Annotated in this window: 18 protein-coding genes and 1 tRNA gene; 9 read left to right on the forward strand and 10 right to left on the reverse strand. The window is 64.4% G+C overall.

What is annotated here, in order from left to right:
* Positions 1–8: 8 nt before the first annotated feature.
* Positions 9–245, reverse strand: coding sequence for a helix-turn-helix domain-containing protein (locus ACZ46S_RS11775; RefSeq protein ID WP_464061869.1), 237 nt, complete (start codon positions 243–245; stop codon positions 9–11).
* A 330-nt stretch (positions 246–575) separates the two neighbouring features.
* Complete coding sequence (gene serB, locus ACZ46S_RS11780) at positions 576–1,460, reverse strand: phosphoserine phosphatase SerB (RefSeq protein ID WP_464061870.1); 885 nt, start codon at positions 1,458–1,460, stop codon at positions 576–578.
* Here serB and miaA point away from each other — a divergent pair.
* From miaA to ACZ46S_RS11800, 4 genes are all read left to right on the forward strand, one after another.
* The gene (gene miaA, locus ACZ46S_RS11785; protein WP_464061871.1) at positions 1,459–2,427 is read left to right on the forward strand and encodes a tRNA (adenosine(37)-N6)-dimethylallyltransferase MiaA; all 969 of its coding nucleotides are present in this window, start codon (positions 1,459–1,461) and stop codon (positions 2,425–2,427) included. The two genes, serB and miaA, sit on opposite strands and share 2 nt — an antisense overlap.
* 62 nt (positions 2,428–2,489) lie before the next feature.
* Entirely contained in the window at positions 2,490–4,283 is a 1,794-nt protein-coding gene (locus ACZ46S_RS11790; protein ID WP_295743136.1) for an acetolactate synthase 3 large subunit, read from the forward strand.
* Positions 4,283–4,792: an acetolactate synthase small subunit gene (ilvN, locus tag ACZ46S_RS11795; protein WP_295743139.1), complete on the forward strand. Its 510-nt coding sequence runs from the start codon at positions 4,283–4,285 to the stop codon at positions 4,790–4,792. Before ACZ46S_RS11790 ends, ilvN begins: the two co-directional genes overlap by 1 nt.
* Positions 4,793–4,940: 148 nt before the next feature.
* Positions 4,941–5,612, forward strand: coding sequence for an IS1595 family transposase (locus ACZ46S_RS11800; RefSeq protein WP_464061872.1), 672 nt, complete (start codon positions 4,941–4,943; stop codon positions 5,610–5,612).
* Between the two features lie 38 nt (positions 5,613–5,650).
* Here ACZ46S_RS11800 and tldD read toward each other — a convergent pair whose 3' ends face one another.
* The 5 genes from tldD to folE form a co-directional block, all read right to left on the reverse strand.
* Positions 5,651–7,087, reverse strand: a complete 1,437-nt coding sequence (tldD, locus tag ACZ46S_RS11805) for a metalloprotease TldD (RefSeq protein WP_464061873.1) — start codon at positions 7,085–7,087, stop codon at positions 5,651–5,653.
* Between the two features lie 11 nt (positions 7,088–7,098).
* Positions 7,099–8,145, reverse strand: a complete 1,047-nt coding sequence (locus ACZ46S_RS11810) for a COX15/CtaA family protein (RefSeq protein WP_464061874.1) — start codon at positions 8,143–8,145, stop codon at positions 7,099–7,101.
* 3 nt (positions 8,146–8,148) lie between these two features.
* Positions 8,149–9,249 (reverse strand): COX15/CtaA family protein, encoded by a 1,101-nt coding sequence (locus ACZ46S_RS11815; RefSeq protein WP_464061875.1) that lies wholly within the window; start codon positions 9,247–9,249, stop codon positions 8,149–8,151.
* A gap of 81 nt (positions 9,250–9,330) precedes the next feature.
* Positions 9,331–9,810, reverse strand: a complete 480-nt coding sequence (locus ACZ46S_RS11820) for a nucleoside deaminase (RefSeq protein ID WP_464061876.1) — start codon at positions 9,808–9,810, stop codon at positions 9,331–9,333.
* A gap of 7 nt (positions 9,811–9,817) precedes the next feature.
* Positions 9,818–10,465 carry a GTP cyclohydrolase I FolE gene (folE, locus tag ACZ46S_RS11825; protein ID WP_008494914.1) on the reverse strand — a complete coding sequence of 216 codons (648 nt, stop codon included), beginning with the start codon at positions 10,463–10,465 and terminating at the stop codon, positions 9,818–9,820.
* A gap of 185 nt (positions 10,466–10,650) precedes the next feature.
* Between folE and ACZ46S_RS11830 the strand changes: the two genes are divergently transcribed.
* The gene (locus ACZ46S_RS11830) at positions 10,651–11,142 is read left to right on the forward strand and encodes a hypothetical protein (protein WP_464061877.1); all 492 of its coding nucleotides are present in this window, start codon (positions 10,651–10,653) and stop codon (positions 11,140–11,142) included.
* Positions 11,143–11,152: 10 nt separating this feature from the next.
* Here the strand turns inward: ACZ46S_RS11830 and apaG are convergent, their stop codons facing one another.
* Positions 11,153–11,557, reverse strand: coding sequence for a Co2+/Mg2+ efflux protein ApaG (apaG, locus tag ACZ46S_RS11835; protein ID WP_464061878.1), 405 nt, complete (start codon positions 11,555–11,557; stop codon positions 11,153–11,155).
* A gap of 91 nt (positions 11,558–11,648) precedes the next feature.
* Between apaG and ACZ46S_RS11840 the strand changes: the two genes are divergently transcribed.
* The 3 genes from ACZ46S_RS11840 to ACZ46S_RS11850 all read left to right on the forward strand — a co-directional run bounded on the left by ACZ46S_RS11840 (position 11,649) and on the right by ACZ46S_RS11850 (position 14,307).
* Positions 11,649–13,364 carry a tetratricopeptide repeat protein gene (locus ACZ46S_RS11840; RefSeq protein WP_464061879.1) on the forward strand — a complete coding sequence of 572 codons (1,716 nt, stop codon included), beginning with the start codon at positions 11,649–11,651 and terminating at the stop codon, positions 13,362–13,364.
* The gene (locus ACZ46S_RS11845; RefSeq protein WP_464061880.1) at positions 13,361–14,218 is read left to right on the forward strand and encodes a 4-(cytidine 5'-diphospho)-2-C-methyl-D-erythritol kinase; all 858 of its coding nucleotides are present in this window, start codon (positions 13,361–13,363) and stop codon (positions 14,216–14,218) included. The genes ACZ46S_RS11840 and ACZ46S_RS11845 overlap by 4 nt, the downstream gene beginning before the upstream one ends.
* 14 nt (positions 14,219–14,232) lie before the next feature.
* Positions 14,233–14,307, forward strand: a tRNA-Gln gene (locus tag ACZ46S_RS11850).
* Positions 14,308–14,314: 7 nt separating this feature from the next.
* On the opposite strand, the gene ACZ46S_RS11855 is transcribed toward ACZ46S_RS11850, so the two are convergent.
* On the reverse strand, positions 14,315–14,992 hold the full coding sequence (locus ACZ46S_RS11855; protein ID WP_464061881.1) for a sensor histidine kinase: 678 nt from the start codon (positions 14,990–14,992) through the stop codon (positions 14,315–14,317).
* 132 nt (positions 14,993–15,124) lie between these two features.
* Between ACZ46S_RS11855 and ACZ46S_RS11860 the strand changes: the two genes are divergently transcribed.
* Positions 15,125–15,505 (forward strand): response regulator transcription factor, encoded by a 381-nt coding sequence (locus ACZ46S_RS11860; RefSeq protein WP_464061882.1) that lies wholly within the window; start codon positions 15,125–15,127, stop codon positions 15,503–15,505.
* A gap of 88 nt (positions 15,506–15,593) precedes the next feature.
* Here the strand turns inward: ACZ46S_RS11860 and pgi are convergent, their stop codons facing one another.
* Positions 15,594–17,168 carry a glucose-6-phosphate isomerase gene (gene pgi, locus ACZ46S_RS11865; RefSeq protein WP_464061883.1) on the reverse strand — a complete coding sequence of 525 codons (1,575 nt, stop codon included), beginning with the start codon at positions 17,166–17,168 and terminating at the stop codon, positions 15,594–15,596.
* Positions 17,169–17,199 lie beyond the last annotated feature (31 nt).

Below are 17,199 nucleotides of genomic sequence, written 5' to 3' on the forward strand. Positions count from 1 at the left end.
AATTCTATTTAGGCTGCACGCCCAGATACCGGCTTCCATGACGGAAGCGATTCGACGTAGGCAACTAACGCGGTGTGTAGGATAAGAGTCCTACCGTTTTGCCGGACTGCCCGGATTCTACCGGCGTTCATCTCGCGCCACATCGTGGCTCTCGATACGCTTATGGAAACGGCGGCTTCCTCGACTGAATAGGCTATTTTTCTGACAACAAATTTTTCTTGGCTGGGTTGAGGGTTAAGGGACATGAAAGGCACTACTGAAATACATGAGCCTGGATTGGCTAATTGAGGACAGATTACCACCTCACTGGCGCTCGCCGCATTATTGAAATGCCATAGTTATATGAAATTTTTATGACAGTCGTAAATTTTCCTTGACAACGAATCTTGGAGCTATCTTTCGGTGAGATGCCGCAGATTTGAATACCTGCGGAATACCCAGAGCAAAATAAGCTTATTGTATTTCCATTATTTGTAGTTTATAACTAAGATTATGGCGTTTGAGACTAAGGTAATCATAATCCCTTGGTCGGAGGTTCAAATCCTTCCGCCGCTACCAGGGTTTTCCTTACAATTTCAGCCTTTGAACGCGGATGCGGGATAGCCCTGCGCGAAGAGCAGCGCGGTCAGATCCGTATGCACCACGCGGTTCACCATTTCCGCCGCCACCACCGGCTTGGCACGATACGCCACGCCCAGCCCGGCGGCCTTCAGCATCGGCAGATCATTGGCGCCATCGCCCACGCTCAGCGTCGCGCTCAGCTGCACGCCGCGCGCCTGGGCGAGCTCGTTCAGCGAAGCGAGCTTGGTATCCTTGTCCAAAATCGGCTCGCCGACCTCGCCGGTCAGCGCTGTTCCGTCATCCAGCAGCGTGTTGGCGCGGTGGACGGCAAAGCCCAGCTCCTGCGCCACCCGGGCGGTGAAGAAGGTGAAACCGCCCGAGACCAGCGCCGTGGTGGCGCCGAAGCTGTTCATGGTGGCCACCAGAGTCTTCGCGCCGGGGCTGTACTGGATCTCTTTCCAGCATTCCTCCAGCTTCGCCACCGGCAACCCCTTCAGCAGCCCGACGCGCTCGCGGATGGCGGCATGAAAATCCAGCTCCCCGTTCATCGCCCGCGCGGTGATGCCGGCGATCTTTTCCTTCAACCCGGCGAAGGCCGCCAGCTCATCCAGCGTCTCGGCGGTGACGATGGTTGAGTCCATATCCGCCACCAGCACCGCCTTGCGCCGGCCGCGCGGCTTGGTGAGGAAAATATCCACCGCCTTATGGCTGAGAATGGCCGCGATCGCCGACCGGTCCGGGGCGCGCGGGGCATGGAATTCCACGGCCCGGCCCTCATCCAGCCAGGTCAGGTTGCGCCCTTCCGAATAGGCCAAGGCGCGGGCGGCGTCCTGGGCGGAGAGGGTGCCGGCCTCGATGCTGGCCACGAGCGTCACGATATGGGATTGGGCGGATGTCATGGACGCGACGGATAGGGCAGAGAACGGCTTAGAGCAACGGCGGGGGCTGATCCTGGCCGGGCCGACGGCGAGCGGCAAATCCGCCCTGGCCCTGGCTCTGGCCGGCGAACTGGGCGGCACCATCATCAATGCCGATGCGATGCAATGCTACCGCGAACTGCGCCTGCTCACCGCCCGCCCCTCTTTGGAAGACGAAGCCCAGGCCCCGCACCGGCTCTACGGCGTGCGCGCGGCGCATGAGCCGGCCAATGCCGCCTGGTGGCGCGAGGCGGCGAAGGCGGAGATGGCGGCTTGTGGCTATCCCATCCTCTGCGGCGGCACCGGCATGTATTTCTCCGCCCTGGTGAACGGCATCGCCGATATTCCGGACCCTGGCGAGACCGCCCGCGCCGAGGCCAGGGCGCTGCTGGCGCAGATCGGCCCGGAAGCGCTGCATGCGCGGCTGGATGCGCCGACCGCCGCCAAGTTGAAGCCCGGCGACAGCCAGCGCATCGCCCGCGCCTATGAGGTGCTGATCGGCACCGGCAAGGGCATCGCCCACTGGCAGGCGCAGCCGACCGACCGGCTGCAAGGCTGGGATCTGAAAATGATCCTGCTCGACCCGCCGCGTCCGGATTTGAAAACCGCCATTGAAACCCGCTTCACCGCCATGCTGGACGGCGGGGCGCTGGAGGAGGCGCGGGCGCTGCTGGCGCAAGCGCTGCCGCCGGACGCCCCGCTGCTGCGCGCCCATGGCATGCCGGAGCTGGCGGCGCATCTGCGCGGCGAGATCAGCCTGGAAGAGGCGAAAGCCCGCGCCTGCCTCGCCACCTTTCAATATACCAAGCGGCAGATGACCTGGTTTCGGCATCAGAAGCTTGTGGGCACAACAGGCATGCAAATAATTCATTCAAGAATTGGCGGTCAAACGCAATTTTCGGAAAGAGATATTGCCGATTTACGAAATTTTCTGAACAGCCCCGGTTGACCTTCGCATCTTGCCGCTGTACCGGAACATGAAATACTCCCGACGTGAATGGCAGGTTTAGCATGGATCACACGAACACAGCACCCGAGCTGATGAATTCCGGCGCGGAAGCCCTGCTCCGGGCGCTCAAGGCGCAGGGCGTGGATGTGATTTTCGGCTATCCCGGCGGCGCCGTATTGCCGATTTACGACGCGATTTTCCAGCAGAACGAAATTCGCCACATCCTGGTGCGCCACGAGCAGGCGGCGGTGCATGCGGCGGAGGGCTATGCCCGTTCCACCGGCAAGGTCGGCTGCGTGTTGGTCACCTCCGGCCCCGGCGCCACCAATGCCGTCACCGGCCTGGTCGATGCGCTGATGGACAGCATCCCGCTGGTCTGCCTGTGCGGCCAGGTGCCGACGCATCTGATCGGCAATGACGCCTTCCAGGAGGCGGATACCACCGGCATCACCCGCCCGGCGACCAAGCATAATTACCTGGTCAAGCAGTCCGGGGATCTGGTGCGGGTCGTGCACGAGGCCTTCCTGGTGGCGCGCACCGGCCGCCCCGGCCCGGTGCTGATCGATCTGCCGAAGGATATTCTCATCGCCCCGGCGCCCTATCAGGAACCGGCGGCCCAGGCCGTGCACCGCTCCTACCGCCCGCAGACCGCGCCGGATCCGCGGCGCATCGCGGAAGCCGTGGCGCTGCTCAAGCGCGCCGAGCGCCCGGTGATCTATGCCGGCGGCGGCGTCATCAATGCCGGGCCGGAGGCCTCGCGCCTGCTCACCGAGTTCACCCGCCTCACCGGCTTTCCGATCACCAACACGCTGATGGGCCTCGGCGCCTTCCCGGCTTCCGACCCGCTCTTCCTCGGCATGTTGGGCATGCACGGCACCTACGAGGCGAACCTCGCGATGCATGGTTGCGACGTGATGCTGAATCTCGGCGCCCGCTTCGATGACCGCGTCACCGGCCGGCTCAACGCCTTTTCGCCGAACTCGAAGAAAATCCACGCCGATATCGACCCCGCCAACATCAACAAGACGGTGCAGGTGGATGTCGCCATTATCGGCGATGCGTTGGAGACGCTGAAGGCGCTGATCGCCGCCTGGAAGCAGGACAGCACCAAGAGCGACAAGACCGCGCTGGCGAACTGGTGGGCGCAGATCGATGTCTGGCGCAGCAAGAACTCGCTGCGCTTCACCCAGCCGCGCGACAAGGGCAGCATCATCAAGCCGCAATACGCGATCGAGCGGCTGTACCAGGCGACGCGCGGGCGCGAGACCTACATCACCACGGAAGTCGGCCAGCATCAGATGTGGGCGGCCCAGCATTTCAAGTTCGAGAAGCCGAACCGCTGGATGACCTCGGGCGGCCTGGGCACCATGGGCTACGGCCTGCCCGCCGCGATGGGCGTGCAGGTGGCGCATCCGGACGCGCTGGTGGTGGATATTGCCGGCGAGGCCAGCATCCTGATGAACATCCAGGAGATGGGCACGCTGGCGCAGTACCGGCTGCCGGTGAAGATCTTCATCCTCAACAACCAATATATGGGCATGGTGCGCCAGTGGCAGGAGCTGCTACATGGCAGCCGCTATTCCCAGAGCTACAGCGAAGCCCTGCCGGATTTCGTGAAGCTGGCGGAGAGCTTCCATGGTGTCGGCCTGCGCGCCGAGAGCGTGGATGATCTGGACCGGGTGATCGCGGAGATGATCGCGATCGACAAGCCGGTGATTGCCGATATCTGTGTCGACCAGAAGGAGAACGTCTTCCCGATGATCCCCTCCGGTGCGGCGCATAATGAAATGCTGCTGGGGCCGGAGCATAAGGATGAAGGCCCGGCGGTTACCAATGAAGGGATGGCGCTGGTCTGATGTCTGAAACGAATTTGCGCTCCGCCACCATCTCGGTTCTGGTGGAGAATGAATCCGGCGTGCTGGCGCGCGTCATCGGGCTGTTTTCCGGCCGTGGCTATAACATCGACAACCTCACCGTGGCGCCGGTGGAGCGGGACGGCTCGAAGAGCCGCATCACCGTGGTGACGCGCGGCACGGCGATGGTAATCGAGCAGATCAAGGCGCAGCTGGACCGGCTGGTGCCGGTTTACAAGGTGCTGGATCTGTCGGTTGGCCCGCATCTGGCGCGCGAGCTGGCGCTGATCAAGGTGCTGGGCACGGGCGAGAAGCGGGCCGAGGCGCTGCGCCTGGCGGATGCGTTCCGCGCGCGCGTGATCGACGCGACGACGGAGAGCTTCACCTTCGAGCTGACCGGCGCGACGGACAAGCTGGACGCGTTTCTGGAGCTGATGCGCCCGCTGGGCTTGGCGGAAGTGTCGCGCACTGGTGTCGCGGCGATTGCGCGGGGCACCACGACGATCTCTTAAGTTTCAAAAGTTTTTGGGGGTGTGGGGTGTTTTTCAAAAACACCCCACAAACGTTTGGGGCGTTGGCACTTGCGTTGCCAACGCCCCAAACGTTTCCGCACCTTTTTTGAAAGGCTCTAGACCATGAATACTGAGGTATTGTGGTCTAATGCTGAACAAAAAGAACGGGTTATCTAAGTACAAGCAGCGAAAAATAATGAAGGCGTTTGCGGTGGACCTGACGGCCACCCAAACGGCCCATCTGCTGGGCTTTGATCGCAAGACGGTAAACCGTTACTACCGCTTGTTTAGAGAGGTCATTCACGCTCATCAGTGCCGGGAAATCGAGGCGCTGACCGGGGTTGTCGAGTGTGATGAAAGCTATTTCGGTCCGGCAAGAACGCGCGGTGTGGTTGGGCCGCGCAAGCGCGGACGCGGTACTTCAAAACAGCCTGTCTTCGGCATCTTCGAGCGTAATGGGCGCGTTCTCACGCAGATCGTCCCGGACGTAAAAAGAAAGACTTTACAGGACATTATTCGCGGAAAGATCGATCTCGAGAGCGTTGTGATGACCGATGGCTGGACCGCTTACGATGGTCTTGTTGACGTCGGGTATGACAAGCATTTCCGTATCAAGAAGCACAAAAAGGAAGGCAGCCCCTTCACCGACGGCATTATCCACGTCAACGGCATCGAGAGCTTCTGGTCATACACAAAACGCCGCCTCGCCAGGTTCAATGGCGTGAAGACGAACTTCGAACTTCACCTCAAAGAATGTGAGTGGAGGTGGAGCAAGGACCCTGATACGATCCTTGCCGAACTCGCCAAATTACTGGTCTAGAGCCTTTGAAAAAAGGGCTGCACCCCAAAAACTTTTATTTACGCCGCCGTCCCGCCGATGGTCAGCCCCGACAGCTTGATCGTCGGCTGACCCACCCCCACCGGCACGCCCTGGCCGTTCTTGCCGCAGGTGCCGATGCCCGGATCCAGCGCCGGATCATCCCCAATCATCTCCACCTTGGTCAACGCATCCGGCCCGTTGCCGATCAGCGTCGCCCCCTTCACCGGCGAGGTCACCTTGCCGTCCTCGATCAAATACGCCTCGGAGGCCGAGAACACGAACTTGCCGGAGGTGATATCCACCTGCCCGCCGCCGAAATTCACCGCATACAGGCCGCGCTTCACGGAGGCGATCATGTCCTCCTTCTTGTCCTGCCCGCCTTGCATGATGGTGTTGGTCATGCGCGGCATCGGCGCATGGGCATAGCTCTGGCGCCGGCCATTGCCGGTGGCGCGCATATTCATCAGCCGCGCATTTTGCCGGTCCTGAATGAAGCCTTTCAGAATCCCATCCTCGATCAGCACGGTGCGGCTGGTCGGCGTGCCTTCATCGTCGATGGTGAGCGAGCCGCGGCGGTTGGGGATGGTGCCGTCATCCACCACCGTCACACCCGGGGCGGCGATGCGGCTGCCCAGCAGGCCCGCGAAGGCAGAGGTCTGTTTGCGGTTGAAATCGCCTTCCAGCCCGTGGCCGATCGCCTCATGCAGCAAAATCCCCGGCCAGCCCGGCCCCAGCACCACCGGCATCTCGCCGGCAGGGGCCGCCACCGCGCCGAGATTGACCTCCGCCTGGCGGATCGCCTCGTGCACCGCATTCTGCCAGAAATTCGGGTCCACATAGGCGCCGTAGCCCGAACGCCCGCCGGCGCCATGGCTGCCGGATTCACGCTTGCCGTTCTCTTCCAGCACCACGGAAATATTGAGCCGCACCAGCGGGCGAATATCCGCCACCCGCGCCCCGCCGGCACGGACGATCTCGATCACCTGCCACTCACCGGCAATGCTCGCCATCACCTGCACCACGCGCTTATCCGCGCCACGGGCGAAATCGTCGATCTGCTTGAGCAATGCCGCGCGGTCCGCGAACGGCGCCTCGCCCAACGGGTTCACCCCGACATAAAGCGGCGCCCCGGCGGCGGCGGGCTCGCCGGCCGTCACACTCTGCTCCATCGCCTTCGCCGCGCGGATCGTCTGCGCCGCGCGGCCCAAGGCGGCAGAGGAAATATCCCCGGCATGGGCGTAATAGGCGGCCTCGCCCAATACCGCGCGCAGGCCAAAGCCCCGGCGCGTATCGAAGGAGGCGGCACGGATGCGGCCATCATCGAGCGAGATCGATTCCGATTCCCGGTATTCCAGAAACAGCTCGCCATCATCCGCCCCATCGAGCGCGGTGGCGATATGCTTGGCCGCATCCTGAAGGTCCAGCCCTTGCGGGCCGTGGAAAAATTCATCCGCCTTGGTCAGCGCGTCACTCATCTCTCATACTCCTATTCCGCCGCCGCCAGCGCCCCGGTTGGCGCGGCCACCGCGCCGCGCAGCCCGTGGCGGGCGGCGATGGCGGTGGCGAACAGCAGCACGGCGTTCAGCTCATGCACAAAGCCGAGCTCATTATTGCCTAGCACGAGCGTGGCCATGCCCAGCACATATTGCAACGCCACCAGCAAGGCGAGCAGCAGAAAAATATCTCGCAAGGAAGGCGGCAGCTTGCGGCGCAGCCCCATCACGGCGGTGGTGAGCACGGTCAACGCCGTGATCGTCGCCAGCAGCCGGTGGCAGAACTGCACCGTGCCCTTATTGGTGACGAAATTGCTCCAGACCGGGTCCTGGGCGAAGGCGCCGGGCGGCGTCCAGGCGCCATCCATGGTCGGGAAAGAGTTATAGACATGCAGCGCTCCGGACGTCGCGACCAGCGCCCCAAACCCCATGGTGATCCAGATCAGCAATACCGAGGCGCTGGCCAGCCCGCGCAAGGTGCCGGCACCTTCCAGCGGCGCCGGTTCCGGGGTGCGCAGGCTCATGCCGGTCCAGATCAGCAGAAACAGGATCAGCATGGCGGAGAGCAGATGCGGCGCCGCCCATTCCGGCGGCGGGGAGACCACGCCGGGATACATCCCGGTCCGCACCATGTACCAGCCATAGGTGGCCTGGCCGGCGCCGAGCAGGAAGATGAAGCCGAGCCACAGCGCCAATTTCCGCTGGATGCGGCCCTTCCAGAGAAAATAGCCGAACGGAACCAGGAACACGCAAGCCATCAACCGGCCCCAGCAGCGATCCAGGAACATCGGCCAGAACAAGGCCTTGTACTGCGCCATGTCGATCGGATGCGCCTGATATTGCGCGGTGTGCTGATACAGCCCGTAAAGCTGGTTCCAGTCCGCCGCGTTCAAAGGCGGGATGAAGCCGGTGAAGGGCCGCCAGACCTGAATGGAAAACCCCGCCCCGATGGTGCGCGCATGGCCGCCGCCGATGACCATGCCAAACACCATGCAGGCCAGCAGCAGCAGCCAGGTGCCAACGGCGCGGTCCTGCTTCATTGTTTAACGCGCCACGACTTTAACGCGCCGCGTCGCCCCGCGCAGGGTGAAGACGATGAACAGCATCCCCCCCAGCAGCAGCACCGCGTTCATCTGATGCGCCACGCCGATATCGTAGCGGCCAGAGACCAGAGCGGTCACGCCCAGGATGAATTGCAGGATCACCAGCCCGCCGACAATCAGCGCGCCATCGCGCACCGGGCCGGGCAGCTCACTGCGCAAGGCGCGCACGGTGAGGGTGAGGATGCCCAGAGCCGCCAGCACCGCCAGCAGCTGATGGCCGAAAATAATCGCCCCGGCGGAGTTCAGCACGCCGCTCATCGGCCAGCCGGCGGGCGGCTGGCCGGTGCCGATATGGTCCTTCAGGCTGAAATCCGCGATGCCGTGAATGCCGGAGACCATGGTGCCGCCCCACATCGCCAGCAGCAGCAGCAGCAGCGCGCCGATGGTATGGCCGCGTAAGCCCTTCAGCCCTTCATAACGCGCCGGTTCCGGGTGGCGGATGACCAGAGCCGTCCACAGCACCGCGCCGAACAGGAACATCGCCCCGAAGAAATGCAGCGAAAGCCGCCAGCCCTCCACCGCGATGCTGTCCGCCCGGAAGCCCGAGGAGACCATGAACCAGCCGATGAAGCCCTGCAGCCCGCCGAGCAGGAACAGCAGCGCCAGCCAGGGCACCAGCCGTTTCTCCACCCGCCCGGTGAGCGCGAAGACGATCAGCGGCAGCAACAGCACCGCCCCCATCAGCCTGCCCCAGAGGCGGTGGATATATTCCGGCCAGAAGAGCTGCTTGAATCCGGCCAGGTCCATGCCCTGATGCAGCAGCTGATATTGCGGGATGGTCTTGTACAGCGCGAATACTTTATTCCAGGCATCCTGGCTCAAGGGCGGCAGCACCCCGATGATCGGCTCCCATTTCATGATCGACAGGCCCGAGCCGGAATCGCGCGTATAGCCGCCGATGCCGACCATCACCCAGATCATGAAGGCCAGCAGGAACAGCCAGTTGGATACAAGTTTTCGGTTGGCCAGACTGCCCGCCCCGCCTTGCGGGCGGATGTTGGAAAAGGCTGTGGCGTTCAAGCGGGTCGTGTCGCTCGGCACGAGGAAACTCCTTCAAACTTGGCGCAGAGGGCTTACGCCTCCAGGCCCGAAATCGCCAGCCCCTGTACCGAATGGCAGCAATCAGTAAGTGATGCGCGCCTCGCGCCGGATCCAGTCCTGATAGGAGTCCCGCGCCTCTTCGAGGAATTCCGTGAGCTGGATGGCCGGGGTGTCGCGCTCGCCCTCGGGCTTGGCGAGCTGGCGGTAAAATTCCTGATCGTCAAAGCCGATCGCCTCGGCATCCGCCGGGGCGCAGGCATAATACACCTTGCCGATCCGGGCCCAGAAAATCGCCGACATGCACATCGGGCAAGGCTGGCCGTTCACATAGATCTCGGTGCCTGAGAGGTCGAACTGGCCTTCCTTCTTCGCCGCGTCGCGAATGGCCGTCACCTCGGCATGGGCGGTGGGGTCGATCGAGGAGAGCACGCGATTATGCCCCTCGCCGATGATCTTGCCATCGCGCACGATCACCGCGCCGAACGGGCCGCCATGGCCCCCAGCCACGCCCTGGCGCGCCAGGGCGATGGCGCGTTTCATGAAAGGCTCGTGCTGACTCATGCGTAGGCTACTCCCCGGTGCAACTCCGGGTTTGGATCATGGCCAGAAATTCCCGCCGGGTCGAGGGGTTGTCGCGGAATTCGCCCACCATATGGCTGGTGATCATCGAGACACCAGGCTTGTGCACGCCGCGGGTGGAGATGCATTGATGATTCGCCTCAATCACCACCGCCACGCCGCGCGGCTGCAGCACCTCCTGGATGGTGTTGGCGATCTGGGCGGTGAGTTTTTCCTGAATTTGCAGACGCTTGGCATAGGCATCCACGACGCGGGCGAGCTTGGAAATCCCCACCACGCGCTTGCCCGGCAGATAGGCGACATGCGCCTTGCCGGTGATCGGCACCATGTGATGCTCGCAATGGCTCTCCAGCCGGATGTCCCGCAGCAGGATCATCTCGTCATAGCCCTCGGTTTCCTCGAAGGTGCGCGAGAGGATCTCGACCGGATCCTCCTCATAGCCCTTGAAGAATTCCGCGTAGGATTTGGCGACCCGCTTGGGGGTATCCAGCAGCCCCTCGCGGGTCGGATCGTCCCCGGCCCAGAGCAGCAGCGTGCGCACCGCCTCCTCGGCCTGTTCCCGCGTCGGGCGGACCAGGCTCTGCTTGCGTTTCGCGGCCTTGGCGGCTTTCAACTGGATGTTCACGCGGCGCTCCATTTCAGGTCTCAGGCATTAAAGACGTCATTTATGACGGATACGTTTATATGGGCCAGCCGGATCACTGAGCCAATATCAAGTTCCCATATGGCAGGGATGGCTTGCGGCGGCCCCCTTTGAAGGGCAATAGTTTAATGAACCAAAAAGGTGGGACAATGCCAGGCTACATCAGCAGGCAAAGCCAAATGAACAACAATCACATCTCGCAAGAAGACGGTAATGTGCTACCGTGGCCGGACTTTATTTCCGGAGTGCGGCGCTTTGCTTATGCTGTATGGTTCACTCTAATCGGGCTGGGAATGCTCATCACCGCCGCTGTATATCAGTATGATTTATCAAGCCCGACACTCGACTTCGATCAACCATTGATCGCCGGCGCCATCCCTCTCGCGATCTTTGTCATGATCATCGCTTGGAATGGCCCTTATCGCAAACGCCGCTGGGCAATTGGATTGACGTTCATTTTGGCTCGGGCCGTATTCATCCTCACCCTTCTCGGACAGTGTCTATTCTGGATCTGGGCGGCCCGCCTTCATCCAGCTTTCGACCTTATCAACCCCTCTTTTGGTGATAACCCGCCGGCGATGACCGCATTCTGCCTAATTTGTGCGACAATTTGCGCCATCGCGTCACTGCTCATCGGCTATCGCAACCGCTGGTTCCGCGGGCTCTGGTAGCCAGCCAGGCTCAGTGCCGCCTGGTATCCTCGTGCGGGCTGTCCAGGCTGAAGGCCGGCACCGCGACATCAAACGGCTCACCCCCGGGCAGACGCTGCATGTGATAGGTGCCGACCATGAAGCCCGAGGCGGTGGCCAGCGGCGTGCCGGAGCTATATTCGAACCGCGCCCCCGGAGAGAGCACCGGCTGCTCGCCCACCACCCCGTCGCCATGCACGATATGGGTGTAGCCGGTGCTATCGGTGATGTGCCAGGTGCGCTTGAGCAGCTGCACGGTGGCGCTGCCTTGGTTGATGATGGAAATATGATAGGCCCAGAAGAAGCGCCCTTCATCCGGCTCAGACTGCGCGTCCAGAAACGTGACCCGCACCTGCACGGTGATGTCGTTGGTTGTCGCTTCGAACCCAGGCTCCATGCCGCCAGCCTATCCCAGCCCCCGGGCGCGAACAAGCGAGCCCTGCTTCACGGTTTTTGCCGCTCCGCAACAGCGCTGCTAGTGTTTGTTCATGCGCATCTCCTTGCCGTTCGGCCGCTTCGCCGTCGCTGCCTGCATCATGCTTTCCGCCTGCGCGGCGGGCGCTGCCGGTACGGCCCCCTTCCCCGACACCGCCCCCACCCCGGCCACCAAACCCAACCCGGCCTTCGGGGCGTTTCTGGCGGCGCGCTACGCGGCTTCCGTGAACGACCCGGCGCGGGCCGCCAGCTTCTACGCCAAGGCGCTGCAAACGGACCCGGATAATCCGCGCCTGGCGCAGGAAGGGTTTCTCTCCGGCGTGCTGGCCGGCAGCGACGAGGCGCAGGCGCTCGCCCCGCGCCTGCCCGGCAACGCGCTGGCCGCCTTGCTGCGCGGCAATCAGGCGGCGATGCAAGGTGATTACAAGCAGGCCGCAACCTTCTTCAAATCCCTGCCCAGCGACCAGCTGGCGGCGCTGATCGAGCCCTTGCTGATCGCCTGGACGCAATTTGGCCAGGGCGACGAGCAGGCGGCGCTGAACACGCTCGGCCCCAGCTTCAATAATGGCGCCTTTGGCGGCGTGTATGTGCTGAACGCGGCGCTGATCGCCGATGCGGCGGGCGATACCAAGAGTGCGACCCAGCTTTACGGCGCCGTCTCCGCCGCCTCGCCCAATCTGCGCCTGGCGCAGATCCTGGCCAGCTGGGATACGCGCCAAAGCAACAAATCGCAGGCCGAGGCGGTGCTGATGGCGCTGATCGCGGCGCATCCGGACCTCGCCATCGCGCTGCCGCAGCTGCAGGCGCAGATGGGGGCGAAGGTGATCTCCACCCCGGTGCAGGGCATGGCGGAGGCCTATCTCACCTTGGCGGCCTCGCTCAGCCAGCCGCAGGCTCTGTTCCTGCGCAGCGTGTTCCTGCGCTTCGCGCTGGAGCTGCGGCCAGACCTGTCCGCCGCGCGGCTGATCCTGGCCTCCACCCAGATCGACAGCGATGACCCCAACGCCACCCCGACGCCGGTGGAAATGCGCAATGCGCTCGAGACGCTGGCGCCAATCCAGCCCGGCGATGCGCTCTACGGCCCGGCGGCGGTGCAGCAGGCCAGCCTGCTCGCCAGCCTGGGCGAGCCGGACAAGGCGGTGGCGCTGCTCGACGGGCTGAGCGCCAAGCACCCGGACAATGCCGGGCTGCTGGCCGCCGCCGGCGATGTCTGGCGCACCGCGCAGCAATGCGGCCAGGCCCTGCCTTATTACCAGAAGGCGATCGCGCTGGCCGGCAACCCGCCGCCCGCCGCCGCCTGGAGCCTGTATTTCGACCGCGGCATCTGCGAGGACGAAACCGGCAACTGGGCGGCCGCGGAGCCGGACCTGGAACAGGCGCTGAAACTCTCTCCCGACCAGCCTTATGTGCTGAATTATCTCGGCTATAGCTGGGCCTCGCGCGACGAGAAGCTGGATGAGGCACAGGCGATGCTGAGCAAGGCCGCCGGGCTGGACCCGAAGGACCCGGCGGTGCTGGATTCGCTCGGCTATGTCGAGATGAAACGCGGCAACACCAAACGGGCCCTGGCGCTGTTGATCCAGGCGGTGGAGCTGTCGCCGGACGATGCCGAGATCAACGGCCATCTCGGCGATGCGTTCTGGCAGGGCGGGCAAAAGCTGCAGGCGGCCTATCAATGGGACCGCGCGCTGGGGCTGAACCCGGATGCGAAGCTGAAAGCGGCGCTGGCGGCGAAGATCCAGCAGCATTTCGGCGCCGCCACGCCATGAGCCTGACGGTTTTCGCGCCGGCGAAGGTCAATCTCTATCTGCATGTCACCGGCAAGCGGGCGGATGGGTATCATCTGCTCGACAGCCTGGCGGTGTTCCCGGATGTCGGCGACCGGGTGGAGGTTGAGGCGGCGGAGACGCTGAGCCTGAGCCTGGGCGGGCGCTTCGGCGCGGCGTTGCAGAGCGAGCCGGATAATCTGTTGCTGAAGGCAGCTCGGGCGCTGGCGCCGGGGCGCGGGGCGCGGCTGCATCTGCAAAAGGATCTGCCGGTGGCCTCGGGCATTGGCGGCGGCTCGGCCGATGCGGCGGCGGCGCTGCGCGCCCTCTGCCGGCTCTGGGGCGTGCAAAAGGCGGATCTGCCGGGGCTGGCGCTGGCGCTAGGGGCGGATGTGCCGGTCTGCCTGCGCAGCGAGCCGGCGCGGATGCAGGGCATCGGCGAGGTGCTGGCGCCTGCCCCTCGCCTGCCGGAGTTTGGCATGGTGCTGGTCAATCCCGGCGTGGCGGTGCCCACGCCGTCCGTGTTCAAGGCCCGCAGCGGCGGCTTCTCGCCGCCGCCGCGCCTGCCCGCGATGTGGCCCAGCGCCCGGCTGATGGCCGAGGATCTGAAGCGCTGCGGCAATGATCTGCAGGCGGCGGCGATCTTCATTCAGCCGGTCATCGGCACGGTGCTGGCGGCCTTGGCAGCGCTGCCGGGCGTATTGCTGGCGCGGATGAGCGGTTCCGGCGCCACCTGCTTTGCCCTGTTCGAAACCGCCGATGCCGCGCGCGACGCCGCCGCGACGCTGCAGGGTGAACAATCTTCCTGGTGGTGCTGGGGCGGGGGGCTTTACCAGCCGCCCCCGACCGGCTTATGAGAGCGCCCAGCCGATGGGACGTCGCCAAGCGGTAAGGCAGCGGATTTTGATTCCGCCATGCGGAGGTTCGAATCCTCCCGTCCCAGCCAGGCTTTCCTACCCCTCCGCCGGCCGCAACAGCAGCCGCGCCACGCAGCCCTGCCCTGGCGCGCTGTCCAGCACCAGCGTCCCGCCGGCCCGCTCCACACTGCGCGCGGCGATGGCCAGCCCCAGCCCGCGCCCGGCGCCGTTGGCGCGGGTGGTGAAAAGCGGTTCGGCGGCCTGGGCCAGCACCTCCGGCGCCATGCCCGGGCCATCGTCGCGCATTTCGATACAGACCATGCCATCCTGCAGCGCGGCCCGCAGCGCCAGGGCGCGCGAGGCCGGGGCGGCTTCCCGTGCATTTTCGATCAGCTCCACCACCGCCTGCTGCAGCCCGTCCGGATCGGCCATGGCGAAGAGCGGCTGCGGCGGCAGCGTCATCGCCACGCCACGCCCTTCGGGCTGGCCTGCCAGCGTGCGCAGCAAGGCGGTCACCTCCACCGGCTCCGCCGGGCGGGCAGTGCGGCCGGAATAGACCAGCAGCCGGTGCGCGAACCCCGCCGCGCGGGCGCCGGCATTGCGGGCGCCGGAGAGATAGCTCTCCAGCCCCTCGATCTTGTTGCGGGCGGCGCGCATCTCCAGCAATTCGAGATTGCCGAGCACGCCGGTCAGCAGATTATTGAAGTCATGCGCCACCTGCGCGGCGAAAGGCTCCAACCCGCCGGGGACGTCGTCCTCCTCGGCGGGCATCATGCCTGAGTCTCCTGTGCCACTCTCATCCCCGCTTTCTTCAACCAAAAGCAACCCAACTGTAAACTATGATCATAGAAATTGGCCCTATACAGGAGGTGAACAAGTGTTTGTGAGACCGGGAAAGAGAGTTGGATGATGCGCATTCTGCTCATCGAGGATGACGAGACGGTGGCCAACTTGGTCACCAATGGCATGGCCGAGGCGAATCACGAGGTCACGCATACGATGGACGGGCAGGACGGGCTGAGCCGCGCCGCCAAGGGCAAGTTCGACGTGATGATCTTCGACCGCCAGCTCCCCGGCGGGGTGGACGGGGCGGAATTGCTGCGCGAGCTGCGCGCGCATGACGTGACCACGCCGGTGCTGTTTCTCTCCGGCCTCGGTGCGCTGGGCGACTGGATGACCGGGCTGGAAGCCGGCGGCGATGACTATATCGTCAAGCCCTTCGTATTTTCTGAGCTGCTGGACCGGGTGGAGGCGTTGCATGAACGCCGCGCCACGCCGGAAGTTTGAAATAACGCCCTGAGATAATCATGAAGTTTTTTGGTGCCGCTTTTTTGCAAAAAAGCGGCGAAAAACCTTCGGGGCGTTGGCAACGCCGTTACCGCTGCCCCCCGCGCAGATAGCCAAGCAGCCCGGTGGTGGAGCCATCCGCCCCATCGCCGGCCTCGCCGCGCACCATCGGCAGCAGCCTGGTCGCCAGCTCCTTGCCCAGCTCCACCCCCCATTGGTCGAAGGCGTTGATGTTCCACACCGCCGCCTCGGTGAACACGCGGTGCTCATAGAGCGCGATCAGCTTGCCCAACGTCGCCGGGTCCAGCTTGCGGTAGGCGGTGACGATGGAGGGGCGGTTGCCGGGGAAGACGCGGTGTGGATTGCCCTTCGCCTCCTCCAGGCTGCGGCCCTGCAGCAGCGCCTGGGCCTGGGCCAGGCAATTGGCCACCAGCAGCTCATGATGCGCCGCCATCTCCGGCTCATGGCCTTCGGCGGCGATGTAGAATTCGCACGGGATCACATCCGTGCCCTGATGGATCAGCTGATAGAAGGCGTGCTGGCCGTTGGTGCCGGGTTCGCCGAACACCAGCGGGCCGGTGGGCTGCGCGACCGGGCTGCCCTCGCGCGTCACCTGCTTGCCATTCGATTCCATGTCCAGCTGCTGCAGATAGGCCGGGAGCCGCGCCAGGCGCTGGTCATAAGGCAGGATGGCGCGGGCCGGGTAGCCCAGCGCGTCGCGATGCCAGAGCCCGACCAGCGCCAGCAGCACCGGCAGGTTTTCCTCCAGCCTGGCGTCGCGGAAATGCTCGTCCATCTCCCGTGCCCCGGCCAGGAAGGCGCGGAAATTATCCGCGCCGATGGCGATGGCCACCGGCAGCCCGACCGAAGACCACACCGAATAGCGCCCGCCGACCCAGTCCCAGAAGCCGAAAATCCGGTCCGGCGCGATGCCGAAGGCCGCGCATTTCTCCAGCGCGGTGGAGACGGCGCAGAAATGCGCCCCCACCGCCTCCTCACCCAGAGCGGCCGCGAGCCAGCGCCGGGCGGAGGCGGCGTTGGTCATCGTCTCCACCGTGGTGAAGGTTTTCGAGGCGATGATGAACAGGGTCCGCGCCGGGTCCAGCCGCTTCAGCGTGTCCGAAAGATGCGCCGCATCGACATTGGAAACGTAATGCAGGCGCGGCCCGTCATGATACGGGACGAGCGCGGCGGTGACCATCGCCGGGCCGAGATCCGAGCCGCCAATGCCGATATTCACCACATCGGTGAAGGGCCTGCCGTCGGCGGCCGCGATGGCGCCGCCGCGCACCGCCTCGGCGAAGGCCAGAAAGCGGCCCAGCGTCTCCTGCACCGCCGGCACCACATTCTCGCCGCCGACCAGGATTTGCGCATCCGCCGGGGCGCGCAAGGCGGTGTGCAGCACGGCGCGGTTTTCGGTGAGGTTGATCGGCGCGCCGGCGAACATGGCGGCGCGCTTTTCCTCCAGCCCGCTGGCGCGGATCAGCCGCAGCAAGGCCGCGAAGCTGCTGCCGGTGAGGGAGGTTTTGGAGAAATCCAGCAGCAGCCCGGCGGCGGCGACGGAGAAATCCGCGAACCGCCGGGCATCTTCGGCAAATAACGTGCGCATGTCCGGCGCCTCGGCCGCCAGTCGCTTCACATCCGCCCAATCAGACTGGCTCATCGAAACCTCCACGCGCTTGTTTTGTCCCCCA

This window comes from Acidocella aluminiidurans (assembly GCF_055383125.1).

What these genes read in the sequence shown, in the direction of transcription:
- apaG (WP_464061878.1), bottom strand. Translation starts at nt 11,557, where the DNA reads ATGGAGCCTGGGTTCGAAGCGACAACCAACGACATCACCGTGCAGGTG.
- ACZ46S_RS11775 (WP_464061869.1), bottom strand. Translation starts at nt 245, where the DNA reads ATGTCCCTTAACCCTCAACCCAGCCAAGAAAAATTTGTTGTCAGAAAA.
- ACZ46S_RS11810 (WP_464061874.1), bottom strand. Translation starts at nt 8,145, where the DNA reads ATGAAGCAGGACCGCGCCGTTGGCACCTGGCTGCTGCTGCTGGCCTGC.
- ilvN (WP_295743139.1), top strand. Translation starts at nt 4,283, where the DNA reads ATGTCTGAAACGAATTTGCGCTCCGCCACCATCTCGGTTCTGGTGGAG.
- miaA (WP_464061871.1), top strand. Translation starts at nt 1,459, where the DNA reads ATGGACGCGACGGATAGGGCAGAGAACGGCTTAGAGCAACGGCGGGGG.
- folE (WP_008494914.1), bottom strand. Translation starts at nt 10,465, where the DNA reads ATGGAGCGCCGCGTGAACATCCAGTTGAAAGCCGCCAAGGCCGCGAAA.
- ACZ46S_RS11855 (WP_464061881.1), bottom strand. Translation starts at nt 14,992, where the DNA reads ATGATGCCCGCCGAGGAGGACGACGTCCCCGGCGGGTTGGAGCCTTTC.
- pgi (WP_464061883.1), bottom strand. Translation starts at nt 17,168, where the DNA reads ATGAGCCAGTCTGATTGGGCGGATGTGAAGCGACTGGCGGCCGAGGCG.
- ACZ46S_RS11790 (WP_295743136.1), top strand. Translation starts at nt 2,490, where the DNA reads ATGGATCACACGAACACAGCACCCGAGCTGATGAATTCCGGCGCGGAA.
- ACZ46S_RS11845 (WP_464061880.1), top strand. Translation starts at nt 13,361, where the DNA reads ATGAGCCTGACGGTTTTCGCGCCGGCGAAGGTCAATCTCTATCTGCAT.
- ACZ46S_RS11800 (WP_464061872.1), top strand. Translation starts at nt 4,941, where the DNA reads ATGCTGAACAAAAAGAACGGGTTATCTAAGTACAAGCAGCGAAAAATA.
- ACZ46S_RS11830 (WP_464061877.1), top strand. Translation starts at nt 10,651, where the DNA reads ATGAACAACAATCACATCTCGCAAGAAGACGGTAATGTGCTACCGTGG.
- tldD (WP_464061873.1), bottom strand. Translation starts at nt 7,087, where the DNA reads ATGAGTGACGCGCTGACCAAGGCGGATGAATTTTTCCACGGCCCGCAA.
- ACZ46S_RS11840 (WP_464061879.1), top strand. Translation starts at nt 11,649, where the DNA reads ATGCGCATCTCCTTGCCGTTCGGCCGCTTCGCCGTCGCTGCCTGCATC.
- ACZ46S_RS11820 (WP_464061876.1), bottom strand. Translation starts at nt 9,810, where the DNA reads ATGAGTCAGCACGAGCCTTTCATGAAACGCGCCATCGCCCTGGCGCGC.
- ACZ46S_RS11860 (WP_464061882.1), top strand. Translation starts at nt 15,125, where the DNA reads ATGATGCGCATTCTGCTCATCGAGGATGACGAGACGGTGGCCAACTTG.
- serB (WP_464061870.1), bottom strand. Translation starts at nt 1,460, where the DNA reads ATGACATCCGCCCAATCCCATATCGTGACGCTCGTGGCCAGCATCGAG.